16 protein-coding genes and 1 pseudogene are annotated in these 17718 nt (G+C 62.7%); 8 read left to right on the top strand and 9 right to left on the bottom strand.

Features of this window, described 5'->3' with window-relative positions:
* Nucleotides 1-52: 52 nt before the first annotated feature.
* From AB4Z10_RS09160 to AB4Z10_RS09175, 4 genes are all read right to left on the bottom strand, one after another.
* On the bottom strand, nucleotides 53-208 hold the full coding sequence (locus tag AB4Z10_RS09160; RefSeq protein WP_441470084.1) for a hypothetical protein: 156 nt from the start codon (nucleotides 206-208) through the stop codon (nucleotides 53-55).
* Nucleotides 209-542: 334 nt separating this feature from the next.
* On the bottom strand, nucleotides 543-956 hold the full coding sequence (locus tag AB4Z10_RS09165; protein ID WP_441470085.1) for a hypothetical protein: 414 nt from the start codon (nucleotides 954-956) through the stop codon (nucleotides 543-545).
* A gap of 129 nt (nucleotides 957-1085) precedes the next feature.
* Nucleotides 1086-1385: a hypothetical protein gene (locus tag AB4Z10_RS09170; protein ID WP_441470086.1), complete on the bottom strand. Its 300-nt coding sequence runs from the start codon at nucleotides 1383-1385 to the stop codon at nucleotides 1086-1088.
* A 130-nt stretch (nucleotides 1386-1515) separates the two neighbouring features.
* Nucleotides 1516-2382, bottom strand: coding sequence for a hypothetical protein (locus AB4Z10_RS09175; RefSeq protein WP_441470087.1), 867 nt, complete (start codon nucleotides 2380-2382; stop codon nucleotides 1516-1518).
* A 277-nt stretch (nucleotides 2383-2659) separates the two neighbouring features.
* On the opposite strand from AB4Z10_RS09175, the gene AB4Z10_RS09180 reads away from it, so the two are divergent.
* Nucleotides 2660-2785, top strand: a complete 126-nt coding sequence (locus tag AB4Z10_RS09180; protein ID WP_441470088.1) for a hypothetical protein — start codon at nucleotides 2660-2662, stop codon at nucleotides 2783-2785.
* A 204-nt stretch (nucleotides 2786-2989) separates the two neighbouring features.
* On the opposite strand, the pseudogene AB4Z10_RS09185 reads toward AB4Z10_RS09180, so the two are convergent.
* The 3 genes and pseudogenes from AB4Z10_RS09185 to AB4Z10_RS09195 all read right to left on the bottom strand — a co-directional run bounded on the left by AB4Z10_RS09185 (nucleotide 2990) and on the right by AB4Z10_RS09195 (nucleotide 7438).
* Nucleotides 2990-4845: pseudogene (locus AB4Z10_RS09185) on the bottom strand (CocE/NonD family hydrolase).
* A gap of 4 nt (nucleotides 4846-4849) precedes the next feature.
* Entirely contained in the window at nucleotides 4850-6523 is a 1674-nt protein-coding gene (locus AB4Z10_RS09190) for a M28 family peptidase (protein WP_441470089.1), read from the bottom strand.
* A 126-nt stretch (nucleotides 6524-6649) separates the two neighbouring features.
* Nucleotides 6650-7438, bottom strand: a complete 789-nt coding sequence (locus tag AB4Z10_RS09195) for an IclR family transcriptional regulator (RefSeq protein ID WP_441470090.1) — start codon at nucleotides 7436-7438, stop codon at nucleotides 6650-6652.
* A gap of 211 nt (nucleotides 7439-7649) precedes the next feature.
* Here AB4Z10_RS09195 and AB4Z10_RS09200 point away from each other — a divergent pair, with 211 nt between their 5' ends.
* The 7 genes from AB4Z10_RS09200 to AB4Z10_RS09230 all read left to right on the top strand — a co-directional run bounded on the left by AB4Z10_RS09200 (nucleotide 7650) and on the right by AB4Z10_RS09230 (nucleotide 16092).
* A complete protein-coding gene (locus tag AB4Z10_RS09200; protein WP_441470091.1) occupies nucleotides 7650-8474 on the top strand; it encodes a polysaccharide deacetylase family protein in 825 nt (274 codons plus the stop codon).
* Complete coding sequence (locus AB4Z10_RS09205; protein ID WP_441470092.1) at nucleotides 8471-9268, top strand: polysaccharide deacetylase family protein; 798 nt, start codon at nucleotides 8471-8473, stop codon at nucleotides 9266-9268. Before AB4Z10_RS09200 ends, AB4Z10_RS09205 begins: the two co-directional genes overlap by 4 nt.
* A gap of 1 nt (nucleotide 9269) precedes the next feature.
* Nucleotides 9270-10820, top strand: coding sequence for an ABC transporter substrate-binding protein (locus AB4Z10_RS09210; protein ID WP_441470093.1), 1551 nt, complete (start codon nucleotides 9270-9272; stop codon nucleotides 10818-10820).
* Nucleotides 10821-10888: 68 nt separating this feature from the next.
* Nucleotides 10889-12580 carry a M28 family peptidase gene (locus AB4Z10_RS09215; protein ID WP_441470094.1) on the top strand — a complete coding sequence of 564 codons (1692 nt, stop codon included), beginning with the start codon at nucleotides 10889-10891 and terminating at the stop codon, nucleotides 12578-12580.
* Entirely contained in the window at nucleotides 12465-14234 is a 1770-nt protein-coding gene (locus AB4Z10_RS09220; RefSeq protein WP_441470095.1) for an ABC transporter substrate-binding protein, read from the top strand. Before AB4Z10_RS09215 ends, AB4Z10_RS09220 begins: the two co-directional genes overlap by 116 nt.
* 35 nt (nucleotides 14235-14269) lie before the next feature.
* Nucleotides 14270-15211, top strand: a complete 942-nt coding sequence (locus AB4Z10_RS09225; RefSeq protein ID WP_441470096.1) for an ABC transporter permease — start codon at nucleotides 14270-14272, stop codon at nucleotides 15209-15211.
* Complete coding sequence (locus AB4Z10_RS09230; protein ID WP_441470097.1) at nucleotides 15208-16092, top strand: ABC transporter permease; 885 nt, start codon at nucleotides 15208-15210, stop codon at nucleotides 16090-16092. The genes AB4Z10_RS09225 and AB4Z10_RS09230 overlap by 4 nt, the downstream gene beginning before the upstream one ends.
* Before the next feature lie 146 nt (nucleotides 16093-16238).
* Here AB4Z10_RS09230 and AB4Z10_RS09235 read toward each other — a convergent pair whose 3' ends face one another.
* Nucleotides 16239-17021: an amino acid ABC transporter ATP-binding protein gene (locus AB4Z10_RS09235; protein WP_441470098.1), complete on the bottom strand. Its 783-nt coding sequence runs from the start codon at nucleotides 17019-17021 to the stop codon at nucleotides 16239-16241.
* Complete coding sequence (locus AB4Z10_RS09240) at nucleotides 17006-17674, bottom strand: amino acid ABC transporter permease (protein ID WP_441470099.1); 669 nt, start codon at nucleotides 17672-17674, stop codon at nucleotides 17006-17008. The genes AB4Z10_RS09235 and AB4Z10_RS09240 overlap by 16 nt, the downstream gene beginning before the upstream one ends.
* Nucleotides 17675-17718: the final 44 nt, after the last annotated feature.

Here is a 17718-nt window from a genome sequence, read left to right on the forward strand (position 1 = left end):
ACAGGTCCCGGCAGGCTGCTCGCGGCGAAGAGCGCTCGGCTTCAACATGACCCTATTTTTTCTGGCTCGGGCGCTCATGCTTGCTCGTGTTCGTCGGGGGGGCGATTGGCATCGACGTCCCGCGGACCGGGGTCGGCACCGCCGCGATTTCCTTTTTCTTCTTCGGTTTCTTGGCTTCTCGATTGCCGCGTAGCTGTCCTTTGGCCATGGCCACCTCCTGAGGGTTGCGGCGGTGAGCGTCTCTGGCGACAGCCGCGTGAAAGCGCCCTTCCCTCCTGCCGCCGGTGGGCGGGCGGAAGACGTCCTCGCCGCTCGGGTCTCATCCGTTGCGAGGCTGAAGCCCCGCGCGCGGGGGCAGCCGTGCTGACCCAGGCACTGGCCTTGGCGTTGGCCTGAAACCGGAGGCACCTGCGGGTCTCGCCGGCATGAACGGGCGGGCTCGAACGAACCGCTCTTCGTGTCGGCGAGCCCGGGCGCCAATGTCAGGCTTTTGCGTCTTCGCCGGCTCGCGCAGGAATCTCTCCGCGCAGCCCGTCAACATCTCAGCTCTTCTGCATGCTGAGCGTTTCGGCGCATGCCTTTGCCACGGCCGAGTCCGGCGAGGTGCTGCCCACCATCGTGGCCCAGCCGCCTTTCGCGATGTAATCGCCCTGTTGCCAGGAGCTGATCTTCTTCAATTCGCCGAGAGCAGCATCAGGATTCGGCTGCTGCTGAAATCTGTTCACGCAGATCGGAGACAGGGCGGCCACGACGGCATTTTCGGCCCTCAGCGCGGCCAGGCGTTCGCTTGATGCGGCCGTGGACCAACCTCCCCAGGTGAATCCGATTACTGCGAGAGCAATCGCGCCACCGACCGCGCCCCAGATTGCAGGCTTGGTTTCTGCAGGGATTTTCATGGGATTACCTTTCGTTCCACGGAAGAGAAAGCTCCCGTAGAGTACGGTATCATATTTCATTCTCAGAGATTCAAAATAATTTTGATATTATCGAAGTGTTCGTCTGATTTTTTCGGCGCTTTATCGACATCACTGCTTCGCAGGAAGAGCAGCGCGGCGCGATTTCGACGGCAGGGAAATTGCCTTCGTCTAGGCGGCATCTTGGTTTCGGGTAGCGAAATGTTCCGCGTAGCGACGTTGATTTTCGGTCGTGTTGGCCAATCCACGAATGTCGAGCCAAGCGATCAGGCCAACCGGACGGATCGTCACGATTTGCAGGGCCCGCCCCGTGGCGAGCCACGCGCTGACAACGGCAACGGCGCTTCGATGCCAGGTGTCGTAATCGGGCGGCGCATCGCCCCCGTCGCTGGTCATTGCCCAGAGTTGATCGAAATCCTCCGGTTCGTACCACGGGATGGCGACGGTATAAGCCTCGACTGTCGGTTTCACGATAGAGCCGATCGTCCGCGCGCGGCGCGGGAAACGAGATGAAGGCGGCCAGCGAAGCCTCTGAGGATCAAATGCAAGCGGAGTTGCCGCCGACCAAATTCTCGATAGAGATGACGGCCGGCTCAAAGACTCAGGGCTGGGTTTCGACCATCGCATGGTCATGACCCGCGCCGGAATTCAGAGATCGATGGTCCGGGCCGGAACTGGCTCGATGACGCTTCTCCCCGGCTACCGCACCACCTTCATTCTCCCAGCTCTCCAGAGAGAATGGGATGGGCGGTTTCAATCCCTCTCCGATCGGGAAGCCCTGGCGAAGCGCTTCTTCTGCGATTGCGGTGGCAAGGTCGATCCCCGCCGCCCTCCAATTGGGAAAGATACGTCGAATAGCGTCCGCCGCAGTCGCCGCCGATACCGCGCCAGCCTCGACCTGGCAGACCGTTAGAAACGCCGCAATCGCCGACTGAAGATCAAGGTGGGACAGGAATTCCGGCTTGGCGTCTACGTACGCTCCTCGGCCGGAATGCTTCCGCTCTTCATCCGTCGTCCAGGTTGATGGAATCCAGTGCGTCGCCGCGAATGGTTCGTCGTTGTCGCACCGCGCCCAAAATCCATTTGGCCGAAGCAAAGGACCGTCCGAGAGCCATCGGATCAAAGCCGCTTCGCCGCTGAAATTCCGTCCGATGATCAGGACATCGGTATGACCTGCTGTTGAAATTGGCAGAACTTCCGGCGCCGCATTCAGCTCCTCATCCGGCGAAGGGAGCATGTGCTCTTGTCGAAGAAAGGGGGTGTCCCCCCTGCCCGCTCCTCCGGTATGTTTCTCCAAGTGTCGGCCGAAGTTGGTGTCGATGCGGGCACCGCTGCCATAGGCACGAGCGAAGAGCTCGGCACGGGCTTTCTCGATATCGATGCCGCGCTGCGCCCAGGATTCATAGACCTCATCGAGCAGGTGCTCGATCAATTTTGTGTCGCCTGCTGTCAGAAAGGTTGAGGACATCGAGTCCTCCCCGGTCAGGGCCAGAGCGTGAACGCCCTCAGCCGACAGCGCCCTGATAAGAGACTGCCGATAAGGGCATCATAGGCCGCCCTTAAAAGAAAACAAAATAGTAAAATCAAAAGACCATCGATATCTCTAAATAAAATGATGAAAATGGACTTTTCAATGCCCAGGTGTTATTGTCCAAAAACGCCTCATATGACCGTTCTTATTATTTGAAGGTCATTTTGATGACTCGGCAGGCTTTCTGCCCTGGGCCCAGGATTTGGAGCCCGATATGACAGCGATCTCAATACGTTGGTATTTCTATCGCGTCTGGATAGCTGCGCGATATCTCGGCTGGATGGCCCATCTGGGCTTGATCGCGGCCTTCGCTCTCGCCTTCGCTATCGTGCTGCTTTGACGAGGTTTCGAGCGGCGCAAGAATGACGCCCCGGAAGTCGACGATGAGGGGCTCCCTTGGCATCTCGCCGCTCGATGTCGGGCTGGGGCACGAGCCGCTGCAAAGCGGAAAAGCTGTCAAATTCGGGCCTGCCGAGCGGAATTGGATCGACAACCCGCAGTTCATGCCGGCCCAAGGAGAGAAGCGAAAAGAGCGAGACGCCTTTCACTCATCTCGCATCGCATGGACCCGCAATCTCGACGGCGTTGCATGGCCGAAATGGACCGTGTTGCGCGCGATGTTCCTGGCGCGCCCCTTGCCCTCAGGCGCGCCTGTATTCGGATTCACGTCGAACTTCGGAAAGTTCGAAGACGAAACGTCGAGGCGGATGCGGTGCCCGGCCTTGAACAGGTTGGCCGTCGCAAAAAGCTCAATAACGATCTCGAAACGTTCATCGCTCCGGATTGCTTCGGGGTTCTCCCACGAATGCCGATAACGGCATCGAAAGATCCCATCGCTGAGATTCATCGCGAAGCCCGTCGGATAATCGACGCTCGGCGGATGGACATCGATGAGCTTGGCCGTGAAGTCGGTGTCGGGCGCATCGGACGAGACCCAGAGATGCAGCTTGACCGGTCCGATGATCGTTAGATCTGCGGCCAACGGTTCCGTCTCGAACATCAGCACGTCCGGGCGCGACGACAACGGCAGGCCCGGTGTGCGGCAGCCGAAGAAGCGCGTGTCTTCGCGCTGGTCGAAAGCTCCACCTTCGAAGACGGGCTGGCCGCTCGTCAACGCGCCGCCGATCGTCGGCACCGGGTCGCGCGGATCGAAATCATAGGAGAGCGCTTCATCCGTCGCCGCGGCAGCGTTGGCGGACAGCGTTCCGTTCGCGTGGAGGTGTAACGCCGCCTCGCAGACCTGCGGAGGTGGCCATGCGGTGGTTTCGATCCAACGCCCGCCATGATCGATAAAGCCGGCCTCCGTCTTCCTCCCTGTCCCGCCCCCCATCACGAAGAGCCGCACCGAGGCGCTTTCCGTGGCGTCGGTTCCCTTCAGCCACCGATCGAAGCAATCGATCCGGAACCGCAGCCAGTTTTCGCCGATGTTTCCGTCGAAAGGCGCGGCAGGGCCGAAATCCACGTCGCCGAAAATCCTGTCCTGTTGCCGTGTGTCCACGGGCCCATCACCAGTTCCGGTCGGTGGTTGCCGCGGCTCAGCCCGGCGAGGTTCTCGAACGTCGTTGGAACATAGACGTCGTACCAACTCGACATCAGCAGGATCGGAATATCCGGAATTTGATCGTAGTAGCCGGCAGCGTAGATGCCGAGCGCCTTCCAATAATCACCAAAGGCGCCGTTCTGCCACTGCTCCAGCAGATAGCTTTCGTACTCTGGCTCCCACCGAATAGGGGAATTGCCGCGGCTCCAAGGCATGCGGCCGAACCAATCGATGATATTCTCGGCGGCAAGCGCAGCAGCCAGATTGGGGTCATCGGCGCAGGCGCGACCTTCCCTCGCCCGACTATAGGCCCAGGTTGCCTGCTTTAACTCGAACGCTCCCCCCTGCCGGATCCCGCAGCGATAGGCATTCGAGAAGCCGCCGGAGTCGAGGATCATCCCGGCAAGCGCCGGAGGAGCGAGGCAGGCAGCAGCCAATTGCGTGTGGGCGGCGTAGGATAGCCCCATCGTGCCGACCTTGCCTGAGCACCACGCCTGCTCTGCGATCCACTGGATGGTGTCGTAGCCATCGGCAGCTTCCGACAAGTACTTCGTGAATTCTCCCTCCGATCCGTAGCGACCACGGCAATCCTGGAAAATCACAGCGTATCCCGCGCGGCAGAACGCAGCCGCGACTTCCATCCGGGACATCGGGCGATCGTTGCCGAGCGTCAACTCCGACCGAGAAGCCAGGTGCTTTCCATAAGGCGTCCGCTCCAGAATTGCATGAAACGGCCCATCCTGCTGGGCGGGCAGATAGATATCCGTGGCCAGACGGACGCCATCCCGCATCGTGACCATCACGTCACGAAGCATCTTCGGGACGTCCGCCGAAGCGCTTGGCTGTGCAGTCGCGCGCATAGCGTCAGGCTCCAGGCTGTCCGGCGGCCTCGCGAACGACCGCAGTGGCCGTCGAAGCCTCGAGGCTTGCCGACCGCAACAAACTTGATGCTTCGCGCAGGCTGTGGCTCAGGCGGTTGCGGGCCCGGACAGCATCCACGGCCGTGAAGCGGTAGTCCTCATCCAAAGAATCCGAAGTCAATCGCCTGATCGGGTCCAGAACCGGCCAGGGGGAGAGCGACAGAGCGGGATCGTGAACAAAGCGATCCCCCTTGGTGTAATCCAGGGGTACCAAAATGCGGCTCAACCGCATCAGAACGTGATTGTGCGTGGCCGGATCGAGTCGCCCGCTGTTCAGGTCGGCGATGGCGCCGGCAAGCGACCCGGCTTCCTCGGTAACCTCTTCGATATCCAATCGCCCATTCAATTGCCGGCCGAGCTTGGCGAGTTCCTCGACAAGCGCACCAACTTGACCGGCATAGTCGACCGGCAGCCGCTCCTCAGTGAGCAAGCCCTGAACCACCCTCAACACGACCTTGGTATCTCGGACGAGAAAGTCGGGATCGATCTTGTCGAGAAGGTCGTGCTCGGTATGCCACCACCAGCCGAGGTCGTTGCGCATCTTGAGCGGGCTCGGCTCCTGCAGGCTGAGGCTGCCGAAGACGGAGGGAATCCCGATTCCTGGAAAGGAGTCGTCGGCGGAGCGCGCCTTGCGCCGCCCGACCAGTTCCTGACCGGTCTCTGCCGCGATCGCATCCGCCGCGATCCGGAAAAGGCCGCCGGCTGAACCGGTTCTGGTCAGATCGTTCGCGCCGATCCCACCGGGGCTGTCGAGATTGACATGCGCGGCACAGCGGGCGTCGAGCTCGGCCCAATGGTTGTCGGCATACCAGGCCGAGCCCGAATAGCGGCCCTGTGAATGGCCGGACCAGAAGCAGATGCGAAGCCCGCGCTTCCATTCCTCATGCTTCTGCGCGCAGAGCCGCACGACCTCCAGCATCGCGATGTTGGCCGAGCCATTGTCCATGACGCCGTGGAACCAGGTGTCCACATGGCAGGAGAGCAGGATGAAGGGACCTTGTGGATCGTCGGCGCACGGGAGATCGGCGACGAGAAGCGGGGTCTTGCGCCAGCCGGTATCGACGGCCGCGTGAAGCGTGACCTCCCCCATGCCTGCCTTCAGCGTATCCCGCAGAGCTTGGCCTGCCTCGTTGCTGACGGTGATGACGACGACCTTTGGCAATGCCGGGCGCGTCTCGGCCGAAGGGCTACCCCAGATTGGCGAAACGCACATCTCATGCAGCAGATGGTGGGGACTGATCTGCACCACGCCTATCGCGCCGGCCTGCGAGGCGAGCAATGCGATACCGGGACTGGCGATCCCATCGACCAGGACGATCCGGCCGCGGACATCTCGCTCGGCAAAGGATTTGCGAGCCCCCTCGCCGAGATCGACCAGCAATCCTGTCAGGCCGCCTTCCGGAGAGGAGAGCGACATCGAATGCGTAATTGCCGGCACGGTTCGCCCGTCGACGACAAGCCGGGCAGGCCCGGGAATGCTGATGTAAGCGTCATGGGCGATGAGCTCTGCCTTCAGACCAATCTGATCGAGCTGCTCCTTGAGCCAAGCGAAGCTCGAGGCTTCGCCGGCGGTTCCCGCAACTTTGGGCCATCGGGCCAACGCCCTGAGCCCGGTCATCATGCGGTCCGCCGAGACTCTGTCGACAAGCGCCCCCTCCACGCCCCCCTTATTTTGCGTTGCTAAAGCCATGGTGATGGCATCCTCGTCCGTGGGTTCTGCATGGAAGGGGGCACCGCCGAGAACTCAGGCGGTGGATCGTGATGCGCTCAGCAGCACCGAGAGTTCCCGGGCTGCGCTGCGAACTGTTTCGATATGACTAGGGAGAAGGCTCTCGCTCACCCGCCCTGTTGGCGCACCGATGTGGATCGTTGCGATGATTTTTCCGTCCGGGCCCATTACTGGCGCGGAAATCGAGATCAGGTCGGGGCTCACTTCGCCATGGCTGACGTAGAAGCCTTGCTCGCGAACGTTCGCGAGAACCTGCCGAAGGCGTTCCGGGTCAACGCAGGTGCGGTCCGTGAATGCCTTGAGCGGCTCTCTGAGAACCGCTTCTCGAAACGTTTCATCCTGAAAGGCAAGAAGGACGACGCCAGAACCGGCGTGCATTGGCCGGCTTCCGCCGATGCCGGCCAGGACTTTCACTGCTCTTTCTGGCTCCCAGCCAGCCACACATAGGCTGTTTCGACCATCTCGCACGCGAAGTTGGACCGTCTCGCCGGTGCTGCTTCCGAGCTTCGCGATGATCGGTCCGGCTACCCTCGCTATGTCGATTTGCCGTTCGGCTGCATTTCCAATCGCCAGCGCAGCCAACCCCAGCCGGTAGGTGCGTTTTTCCGGCGTGGAGCTGACGAAACCACTGGCCTCGAGGCTGCATAGAAGCCGGTAGACTCTCGCCTTGCTCTGTCCCGAACGGCGCGTGATTTCCGAGAGTCCCAGGTCCGGTGTCTCCGCAATGAGCTGGAGGACGCCAAGCGCGGCATCAACCGCATCGACCCGGTATTTCTCGATCTCTTTTGGCGGGTCAGCACTCATCTTCGGCGCACTCCTTCTGCTCAGCCCCTGGCTGACGGGGCCAACTCCTCGTGAGTTCGCCATTAGCACAGCTCGATTCGGTTCGCTAGGTGAACCATCGGTTCAATAATTTGACATCAGCCTGGCGCCGACGCAGGGTTCCTCGAAATCGACCTTTGGCAGCCGCCGGACGAAGCGGCGCGCCATCGAGATCGAAGGGAACGAAAAGCCGATGGCTTCAGATGCAAAAGATCGCGTTGGCGGGATCCAGTGGCCGAACCAGGCGCGGGCAGTCGTCTGCGTGACGATCCATGTCGACGGCCCGGCGGTAGAGGCCGGCCGCGGCCAGAACGCGCTGGGGATCAACAGCCGCGGCAATTACGCGCTGCGGCGAGGCGTTCATCGCTACCTCGACATGCTCGATCGTCACGATGTGAAAGGCACGTTCTTCTGCTGTGGCTATGATGCCGAGCATTGGCCCGAGCCATTTCACGACATTCATCGAGCCGGCCACGAGATCGCCGCGCATGGCTACCGGCACGAGGGTTTCGACCTCGGAGACCGAGAGCCGGAACTCCTGGAAAAGACCCACAGGATCCTCTCCGCTTTCGGTTCTCGCCCCCTTGGCTGGTGTTCGCCTTCCGGCCGCAAAAGCCAACTGACGCTGCCGACGTTGCGTCGCCTCGGGTACATCTACGACGCAAGCGAAAAGGACGAAGACATCCCCTACCTGCTGGAGGATGGCTTCATGATCCTCCCCAACAACACAGTCTCGCTCGATGACTTCCCGCTGTACTTCAGCGGCGGGGCCTCAGCTGCCGAGGTCGAGCGCAATTTCGTCCAGGAGTTCGACGCGGCGCTGGACCGCGACGGGTATGTTCATCTCACGGTTCACCCGCGAGCAGGCGGTGGATCAGGTACGCCGGCGCGTGCGGCGGCTATCGATCGCTTCCTGTCCTATGCGAAGGCGACGCCCGGCGTGCAGTTCATGACCTGTCGTGAGCTGGCGGAATATTGCTTGAGCGAGCCTGCTCGCTGGCAGGAGGCGCGGGCATGACCGGCGCATTGCTGATCACCGTGAATGTGCACGGCATCGGTCCCGAAGCCGCCAACATCCCGGAGGCCGAGCTCTTCGGACGCGACGCCCACGGCCGCTACACTTATCGGGTGGGGTTAGCCCGAGTGCTGGACGCGCTCCGGAATTACAATCTTCCGGCTACATTCTTCTGGCCGGCGGCCGAGGCTGAAAGGCTGCCCTGGCTCGTCGAGCGCTGCCTGCAGGAAGGCCACGAGCTCGCCTGCCATGGCCGCGCTTTCGAAGATCATGCCAAGCTTGAACGCGATGAGGAGTCCTCTGTCATCGGCGAGGCTCACGAAACGTTGCAACGCCTGAGCGGTGCCGCCCCTCGCGGATTTCGGTCTCCAACCGGCACGCTGTCCGAGAATACGATCTCCATCCTCCAGGGTCTCGGATACCTCTACGATTCGAGCTTCCTCGACGACGATTGCCCCTACGCGCTTGGCCAATACGGCGGCCATCAGATGGTCGAGCTTCCGATTTCGGAAGGCCTCACCGACGCCACTCATTTCCGCCGGCGTGTGACCCAGGACCGGGCGGAAGAGCTCATGTGCGAGGAGCTTTCAGCGCTGCTCGCGGTCGATGGCTATGCCTGCCTGACGTTCCATCCGCGTGCCGACATCGGGGTCGGCCGGCTTGCCCGCCTGCCCTTGATCGAGCGCCTCGCCAAGCTGGCAGTCGACCACGGCGTCAGCCCCAAGCTTTGCAGCCAACTGGCACAACACGTCCGCGCCACGAGTGCCGCGAACGCAATCGAATATGTCGGAGAATAACATGCGAGCTGTTGCGGTTCTCACCTTCGGAATCGCCGCATTTGCGGCTGCTGCCGGGGCAGGTCATGCCCAAACGCTTCGGACGATGATCACCTCGGATATTCGCGGCGTCATGCCTGGGCGCAGCCCGGACACCGCGACGGGAAGTGTCCTGCAGAATATCTACGAGGGTTTGGTCGCATGGCGCGCAGACGGCAGCGTTGCGCCGATGCTGGCGGACAGGATTGACGTCTCCGCCGACGGCAAGACGTATATCTTCACCCTTCGCGAGGGGGTGAAGTTTCATAACGGAGCTCCGCTGACGGCGAAGGAAGTCGTCTGGACCTGGGAGCGCTTTCTCGACCCCAAGTCGGCGTGGCCGTGCCGAGGAGCCTTCAACGGTACCAACGCCACGAAGGTCGAGTCCGTGAAGGCTCTGGATGACCGTCGGGTCGAATTCCAGCTTGCAGAACGGAGTGGTTCGTTCCTGAGCGCGATGGCCCGCGGCGATTGCGACTCCTCCGGCATCGCTCACCCCGATGCGGTCGATGCAAACGGCAACTGGACAACGGCTATCGGGACCGGCCCGTTCAAAATGACCGAGTGGCGCAAAGGCCAGTTCGTCGAGCTCTCGAAATTTGCCGATTACAAGTCGCGAACAGAGCCTTCGGATGGCCTCTCCGGTGCGAAGGAAGCCAAGGTCGAGAAGGTCAGGATCAACCTCGTTCCGGACGCCCAGGTCGCAAAACTCGGCATCCTGCAGGGCCAGCTCGATCTGTGGACCGACGTCGATGCCGCTTCGATCAAGGACTTCGCCAACGACAAGAACGTCACCGTCACGACCACGCCCGTCGCCGGCATCTACACGATCCCGCTGCAGTCACGCGACCCGGTGCTGGCCGACCCGCGTATCCGTCAGGCGATCAGCCATGCCATCGATCGGTCGAGCCTCGCCAAGGCGGTTCTGGACGATGACAGCATCGCCTCGCCATCCCTTATCCCGCTGACAAGCCGCTTCTACGGCAAGGTCCAGCGCAGCGGTGCGGAATACGACCCGGACAAGGCCCGCGCCTTGATCAAGGCCTCGGGCTACAAGGGCGAGCGAATCGCCCTGATCACCAGCAAGGCTTCGCCGATCATGGGCGATACGGCGATCTATCTCCAGTCGATGCTGCAGGCTGTCGGCCTCAATGTCGATGTCGAGATCATGGAGTTCGCGACGCAGTTCGAGCGCTTCTACAGCGGGCGCTACCAGATGATGGTCTGGAACCTCACTCCCTATCTCGATCCACTTTTCATCATCGAGCGCTTCACCGGCGACAAGGCGCGCCAGGCCGACAAGGTCTGGGATAGCCCGGCCTCGAAGGAATTGCTGAAGAAGCTCATCCTCGCAGATGACGGCCAGGACAAGCGGTCGCTCTACGACGAGTTGCACCGTCTGCAGATGGCCGAGGCACCGCTCATCGTATGGGGCACTCGCGCCACGACGGTGGCCCTGCGGAAGAACGTTACGGGCTTCCAGCCCTGGCCGGGTCAAAAGCCGCGCTACTGGAATGTTTCAGTCGCGCAGTGAACCCCGCAAGGACAAGGCGATGGCACGGCCATCGCCTGGAATTCCAACACGCTACGGCCGAGGGCCCGATGACGCTTGCGACACTCTCCGATCCGGCAGCCGCCGGTATTTCCTCCGAACGGTTGAAGCAGACGGTAGCCACTCTGGCTGCTCTCGGTCGCAAGCTCCCCGGTTCGGACAGCGCCAACGCAGCCTGCCGCCATATCTGCGAGCAGCTGACAGCGCTCGGGGTCTCGAACGAGGTTCTCGAACTCGATGCCTTCGTCAGCTGGCCTGTTTCGGCATCGCTGACCGTCGGCAACAAGGTGCTTCCCGCTAATGGCTCCGCCTTCACCACCTCCGCCAACGGCCTGACCGGTCGCGTCACCCGTTCCTTGGAGCTGGAAGACCTGAAAGGCGCCTTTCTGCTGATCGACGGCCTGCCGCGCTGCGATGCCTGCATCAGCGCGCAGCGAGCCGGTGCGCTCGGCGTCATCGCGATCTCGCATGGCCCTCAGCGCCATTACGTCCAGGCCTCGCCGCTTTGGGGCGCGCCGACCTGCCCGGACGACCTTGCTCTGCTGCCCACTGTGCCGGCCATTCAGGTCTCGCGCGATGACGCGGCGGTTCTGGAGCAGGCAGTCGCCGAAGGCTCGCAGGTCACGATGGCCAGCGAGATCCGCACCGAATGGCGCGCCGCGAAGCAGCCTGTCGCCGAGATCGAGGGGCGCGAGCCGGCCTATGTCCTGCTCGGCGCTCACTACTGCACATGGGGCGACGGCGCGACTGACAACACGGCTGGCGTCGCTCTGCTCATTGAGCTGGCGCGGCTGATGAAGCAGCTACCCAAGCCTCGATACGGCATCAAATTCGCGTTCTGGACCGGGCATGAGCAGGGCGGTTACGCCGGCTCGTCCTGGTATGCGGACGCGTTTCGCGACTCGCTCTACCGCGACGCCATCGCCTATCTCAACGTCGACATCGTCGGCAGCCGGGGCGGCACCACCAAGGCCCTGCGAAACACCACAGCAGAGCTCGCCGATTATGTCCGGCAGGTTCTCGACGGGACGGTCGGCAAGCAGACGCCGGAGGAAGAAGAGTTCGTCGATCGCTCGGTCAAGCGGCTCGACCCCTATATCGATCCCAGGCGCTCCGCCCGGAACTCGGATCAGAGCTTCAGCGGCATTGGACTCGCCACTGCTCAGGTCAGTGCATTCCTCCCGGCTGCCAGCCCGGAACATCTTCACGGCAGCGGGCTCGCCTGGTGGTGGCATACCGATCAGGACACGATCGAGCATATGGATGCCGACGTCCTGGCCGTCGACACGCTGATCTACCGAAACCTCGTCGAGGGATTGGTCGACGCGCCCGCCCTGCCCTTCAGGCCCGGCGCCATGGTGGGTGACGTGCTAGCGGGCCTGCGTGCCTATCGCGAGGCCGCGCCCGACCTCGACGACATCGCGCGCCTGACCGGCCTCGCCGAGAGACTGGCCGATGCGCTCGCAAACTGGACGCCGACGGGAGCCGACGACCGGTCCCTCCTGCGGCTCGGCCGCCATCTCAACCCGGTGCTCTATCACGCGCGCAGCGCCTTCGAATTCGACCTCGGCCGAGCCAGCCGCATCCTGCCCGGGCTGGCGCCGGTGCTGACGCTCAATCGTCTCGATGCCGATGCCTACCGGATGGCACGGGTGCAATTGCGCCAGCGCGCCAACCGCATCGCACACGGTCTCTCGGAGGCCATCGAGCTGGTCGAAGCCAGACGCGGCAACGCTCTCTGACGACTCGTATTTGGATCAATCTCCGCTGCCCCTCGGGCGGTGCAAAACGATGGGGACCATCATGGATCGACGCAGTTTCATGAAGGCCGGCGCGGCCGCCGCACTGGCAGGCATCGGCGCTCCGGCTCGTTCACAGTCATCCCGGCAGAAGGTGCTGCGGTTCGTGCCTTACACGGACCTGACGATCTTCGATCCGATGTGGTCGACGGTCGACGTTACCCGCGACTACGGGTACATGGTCTACGATACGCTGTTCGGACTGGATGCGAACTTCCAGCCGCAGCCTCAGCTCGCGGAGGGCTTGCTCTGGGGCGATGACGGGCGCAGCTGTACCATCACCCTGCGGACCGGCATCACCTTTCACGATGGCGAGCCGATCCGCGCCCGCGACTGCGTCGCCAGCCTGAAGCGCTGGTCGCAAGCGGCCCCCATGGGCGCCACGCTTTTCGCGCTGACTGACGAACTCGTGGCCGTTGACGACCGGACGCTGCGCTTCCGCCTCAAGCGGCCGTTTCCGATCCTGCCTGCCGTGCTGGGGCAGCTCAGCGCTCCCGTCCCGCTCATCATGCCCGAGCGGGTCGCGCAGACCGATGTGAGGACCCAGATCACCGACCGGACCGGCTCAGGCCCATTCAAGTTCAAGGCGGACGAATTCCAGCTCGGCAATCTCGCGGTCTTCGAGAAGTTCCAAGGCTACCAGCCTACGCCAAACACAGCGCGGGGCCTCACGGCGGGCCCGAAGACCGTTCATTTCGACCGCGTGGAATGGCGCCGCATTCCCGATGCCGCGACTGCTGCGGCAGCCCTCCAGACCGGTGACGTCGACTGGATCGGAGGCCCCACCTCGGAAACGGTCGAGCTACTTGCGGGCTTCAGGGATATCGATCTGCCACGCCTCGAGGACATTCCTTCGATGGCGATGATGCGGATCAACGCACTCCATGCGCCATTCAACAACAAGAAGATCCGGCAGGCCCTCCTCCCTGCTATCGACCAGGCAGAATTCTGCATGGCCGTCGCCGGCACCAACCCGCAGAACTTCGCCACCGGGAGCGGCTTCTTCCCACCGGGCACCGCTCTCGCCAGCGAAGCCGGTCTCGATCCGCTGAAGGGACCGCGCAGCATCGAGAGGGCCAAGCAACTGCTGAAGGAGGCCGGCTACGCGAACGAGCGCGTGCGCCTGCTCGGCGCGGCAGACAGCCCAGCCTCGACCACGCCCCTGGCTCAGGTTGCCGCCGATATGCTGGGCAAGCTGGGCCTGAATCTGGATATCGCACTCCTCGACAATGCGTCGGTCGCCCAGCGCCGCCGTTCCGAAGAGCCGATTGACAAGGGCGGCTGGTCGTTGAGCTGCTGGCTGTTCCCCGGCACCTGGTTCGTCGATCCCGGCACGAACATCATGCTGCGCGGCAACGGGCGCAATGCCTGGTTCGGCTGGCCGACGATCCCGAAGCTGGAGGAGCTCCGCGACGCCTGGTTGAACTCGCCGTCGGCCGACGATCGCAAGCGCATCGCTCAGGAAATGCAGGTCGTGGGCATGGATGAGCTGCCGGCTATTCCGCTCGGCGCCATCTATCGGCAAACGGCGCTCAAGAAGTACCTCGTCGATCGGGTGCCGACTGCCACGGTGTTCTGGAACATTCGGCGTGGCTGACTTCGCCACCCTTACGGCGCGGCGGAGTTGATCCCATGCTCGCCTACATCGTGAAGCGCAGCCTCGCGACGATTCCGGTCATGCTGGTCGTCGCGCTGACCGTGTTCTCGCTGCTGTTCCTGGCGCCTGGCGATCCCGCAACGATGATTGCCGGAGACCAAGCCTCGGCGGCGGATATCGAACGGATCAGGCAGAGTTTGGGCCTCGACCAGCCCTTCCTTGTCCAGTTCGGCAACTGGCTGTGGCGACTGGCCCATTTCGACCTCGGCAATTCTGTCTTCACCGGCCAGCCGGTCACGGCGCTGATGGCCGAGCGGGTGGGGCCAACCGTGTCGGTGATGCTGCTGACGCTTCTGTTGTCGATTTCCATCGCCGTTCCGCTTGGCGTAGTCGCGGCCTGGAAAAGCGGAAGCTGGATCGATCGGGCGATCATGAGCATCTCCGTCGTCGGTTTTTCGGTGCCGCTGTTCGTCGTCGGCTACATCCTCGCCTGGACCTTCGCGCTGAAGCTGCAGTGGCTCCCGCCGCAGGGATATGCGCCCCTATCCGAGGGCGTTTGGGCCTGGCTTGAGCGCCTCATTCTGCCGGCCATCACGCTGGGCCTTGTCTACATCGTGCTGATCGCCCGGATCACCCGGGCATCGATGCTCGAAGTGCTGCAGCAGGACTATGTCCGCACCGCGCGCGCCAAGGGCTTGGGACCTCGCACGATTCTGTTCCTGCACGCGCTCAAGAACGGTGCGGTACCCGTCATCACCGTCATCGGCATCGGCTTCTCCGCCCTGATCGGGGGCACGGTCGTGACCGAAACCGTCTTCACGATCCCTGGCATGGGACGCCTCACCGTCGATGCCATCCTGCGCCGTGACTACCCGGTGATTCAGGGCCTCGTGCTGGTCTTTTCCTTTATCTACGTGCTCGTCAATCTGGCCGTGGACCTCGTCTACACACTCGTTGATCCGAGGATCCGATATTGAGCTCCCCCACAATCCACGTTGGAGCCGCGGCAACGCGCACAGAGGGATCCTTTGGTGCCGAAGCTCTCAAGCAGATGCGTCGCCATCCCACCATTCCGCTCGGGGCGGCCGTGCTGATCATCATGGTCGCGATCGCGGTGCTCGCTCCTGTGCTGGGCACAACCGACCCAACGGCCACGTCCCTGGCCCGCCGGCTGCGCGAGCCCTCGGCGCTGTTTCCGTTTGGCACCGACATGCTCGGTCGCGACCTTTACTCACGCGTCCTGTATGGCGCCCGTATCTCGCTTCTGGTCGGTTTCTCGGTCGCGATTTTCTCGTCGATCGGTGGTCTGCTCCTGGGTCTGATCGCCGGCTTCATCAAACGCGCCGATGTTGTGGTGATGCGCATCATGGATGGCCTGATGTCGATCCCGTCGATGCTCTTGGCGATCGCGCTCATGGCTTTGACAAAAGGGTCGGTGATCAATGTGATCGTCGCCCTGACGATCGTCGAGATCCCGCGTGTGACCCGGCTCGTGCGCTCGACCGTTCTTTCCTTGCGGGAGCAGCTCTATGTCGAAGCTGCCGTCGCCGCGGGCGCGAGCACGCCGAGGATCATCTTCCGCCACATCCTGCCGAACTCGCTCTCGCCCCTGATCGTTCAGGCGACCTACATCTGCGCGGCGGCGATGGTCACCGAAGCGGTCCTTTCCTTCATCGGCGCAGGCACCCCGCCGATCACCCCGTCATGGGGAAACATCATGGCTGAGGGGCGCACTCTGTGGCAGCTCAAGTTCTATATCGTGCTGATACCGGCCGCATTTCTCTCGGTGACAGTCCTCGCCGTCAATCTGCTCGGGGACGGTCTGCGGGATGCTTTGGATCCTCGCAGAATCTATTGAATTAAACTCCACTCCAATGTCGCAGAATCACCAGCAACGCCGCAATTCCGGCAACACAAGCGATTGCTCCAACTGCGGGCACTGACTTATCGCCAAGAAGCGGACGTTCCGGAAATGAGGTTGCCCCTTGTGTGAGGCGCGGTCGGCTAGTCGTTGACGATCGCCCGGAGGAAGCGCCGGGTGCGTTCCTGGGTCGGATTGGCGAAGAAGCTGCGGACCGGCGCCTCCTCGACGATCTCACCGGCATCGAGCAGCATCGCGCGACTGGCGACGCTCCTGGCGAAACCGATCTCGTGCGTCACAACGACCATGGTCATGCCGTGGTCGTGATGAACCTGGCGGATCACCTGCAGCACCTCCTCGCGCATCTCGGGATCGAGCGCCGAGGTCGGCTCATCGAACAGCATCAGCGTCGGCTTCATTGCGAGCGCACGGGCGATGGCGACGCGCTGGCGCTGGCCGCCGGAAAGCTGAAACGGGTAGGAATTGGCCTTGTCGGCCATCCCGACGCGTTCGAGGAGCCGGCGGCCTTCGTCGCTGGCCTCTCGTGCCGGTTGGCCCAGGATCTTCATCGGCGCAATCGTGATGTTCTGCAGCGCCGTCATATGCGGGAACAGGTTGAAGTTCTGGAAGACGAAGCCGGTCGAGAGCCGGATCGCCTGAAGTTCCTCCGGCGTTGCAGTCGCGACATTGCGGCCGCCGACCGTGATGGCGCCGGCGTTGATCGTCTCCAATCCGTTGATGCAGCGCAGCAGCGTGCTCTTGCCGCAACCGCTTGGCCCGCACAACACCAGAACCTCTCCCTCGGCGACATCGAGCGAGATCCCGTTGAGGACTTTCACATCGCCATAGGATTTATGGACGTCGTGGATCCGAATGAAGTCCTGCGCGGCAGGCATGGCCGCCGCCGCCCTCAGATCGCTTGCCATTGCTGCAGCCTTTCGATCATCCGCATCAGGATGGTGTAGCCCCAGATCAGCGCGACATAGAGCAGCGCCGCGCCGGTGTAGAATTCGAGCGGGCGGAAGAACTGGACCGTCAGTTCCTGCGCACGGAACATCACTTCGGGGACCGCGATCAGTACGGTCACGGTCACGTTCTTGATCACGGTGATGTGGACGTTGGTCAGCGAGGGCAAGGTGGCGAAGAAGGCCTGCGGTAGGGTGATGTAGCGCATCACCTTCCAGCGCGAGAAGCCGAGCGACTGCGCCGCCTGCACTTGCGTCTGCGGGATCGCCTCGAGCCCGCCGCGGAAGGCTTCGCAGGCCAGCGCCGCGCCGTTGAGCGAGAGTGCGATGACCGAGCTCGCCGTCGGCGACAGCGAAGCGCCCGTCAGGATCGGCAGCACGTAATGGATCCAGATCAGCAGGACCACCACGGGCAGCGTGCGGAACAGATCGACGAAGACGACGGAGGCACTGCGTACCAGCCTGCGTTGCGACATGCTCATCGCAGCCAAGACGACGCCAAGCAGGGTCGAAAACAGGATGGCCGGGAAACTCGTCCACCAGGCATGCCAGAGGCCGCCGGCGAGATACGGCCCGTAATCGCTGAGAACGCCGAACTGGAAAGTGTAATTCATGTCCCGACCCCGGCCGGAAATCCAGGCAAAAAGGGACGCGCCGA

The organism is Allobosea sp. RAF48 (genome assembly GCF_052114025.1).
Classification (GTDB): domain Bacteria; phylum Pseudomonadota; class Alphaproteobacteria; order Rhizobiales; family Beijerinckiaceae; genus Allobosea.

Coding starts and splice junctions, on each gene's coding strand:
- AB4Z10_RS09225 (WP_441470096.1), top strand. CDS start 14,270: ATGCTCGCCTACATCGTGAAGCGCAGCCTCGCGACGATTCCGGTCATG.
- AB4Z10_RS09215 (WP_441470094.1), top strand. CDS start 10,889: ATGACGCTTGCGACACTCTCCGATCCGGCAGCCGCCGGTATTTCCTCC.
- AB4Z10_RS09205 (WP_441470092.1), top strand. CDS start 8,471: ATGACCGGCGCATTGCTGATCACCGTGAATGTGCACGGCATCGGTCCC.
- AB4Z10_RS09235 (WP_441470098.1), bottom strand. CDS start 17,021: ATGGCAAGCGATCTGAGGGCGGCGGCGGCCATGCCTGCCGCGCAGGAC.
- AB4Z10_RS09180 (WP_441470088.1), top strand. CDS start 2,660: ATGACAGCGATCTCAATACGTTGGTATTTCTATCGCGTCTGGATAGCT.
- AB4Z10_RS09200 (WP_441470091.1), top strand. CDS start 7,650: ATGGCTTCAGATGCAAAAGATCGCGTTGGCGGGATCCAGTGGCCGAAC.
- AB4Z10_RS09165 (WP_441470085.1), bottom strand. CDS start 956: ATGAAATATGATACCGTACTCTACGGGAGCTTTCTCTTCCGTGGAACG.
- AB4Z10_RS09195 (WP_441470090.1), bottom strand. CDS start 7,438: ATGAGTGCTGACCCGCCAAAAGAGATCGAGAAATACCGGGTCGATGCG.
- AB4Z10_RS09240 (WP_441470099.1), bottom strand. CDS start 17,674: ATGAATTACACTTTCCAGTTCGGCGTTCTCAGCGATTACGGGCCGTAT.
- AB4Z10_RS09160 (WP_441470084.1), bottom strand. CDS start 208: ATGGCCAAAGGACAGCTACGCGGCAATCGAGAAGCCAAGAAACCGAAG.
- AB4Z10_RS09210 (WP_441470093.1), top strand. CDS start 9,270: ATGCGAGCTGTTGCGGTTCTCACCTTCGGAATCGCCGCATTTGCGGCT.
- AB4Z10_RS09190 (WP_441470089.1), bottom strand. CDS start 6,523: ATGACCGGGCTCAGGGCGTTGGCCCGATGGCCCAAAGTTGCGGGAACC.
- AB4Z10_RS09175 (WP_441470087.1), bottom strand. CDS start 2,382: ATGTCCTCAACCTTTCTGACAGCAGGCGACACAAAATTGATCGAGCAC.
- AB4Z10_RS09220 (WP_441470095.1), top strand. CDS start 12,465: ATGCCGATGCCTACCGGATGGCACGGGTGCAATTGCGCCAGCGCGCCA.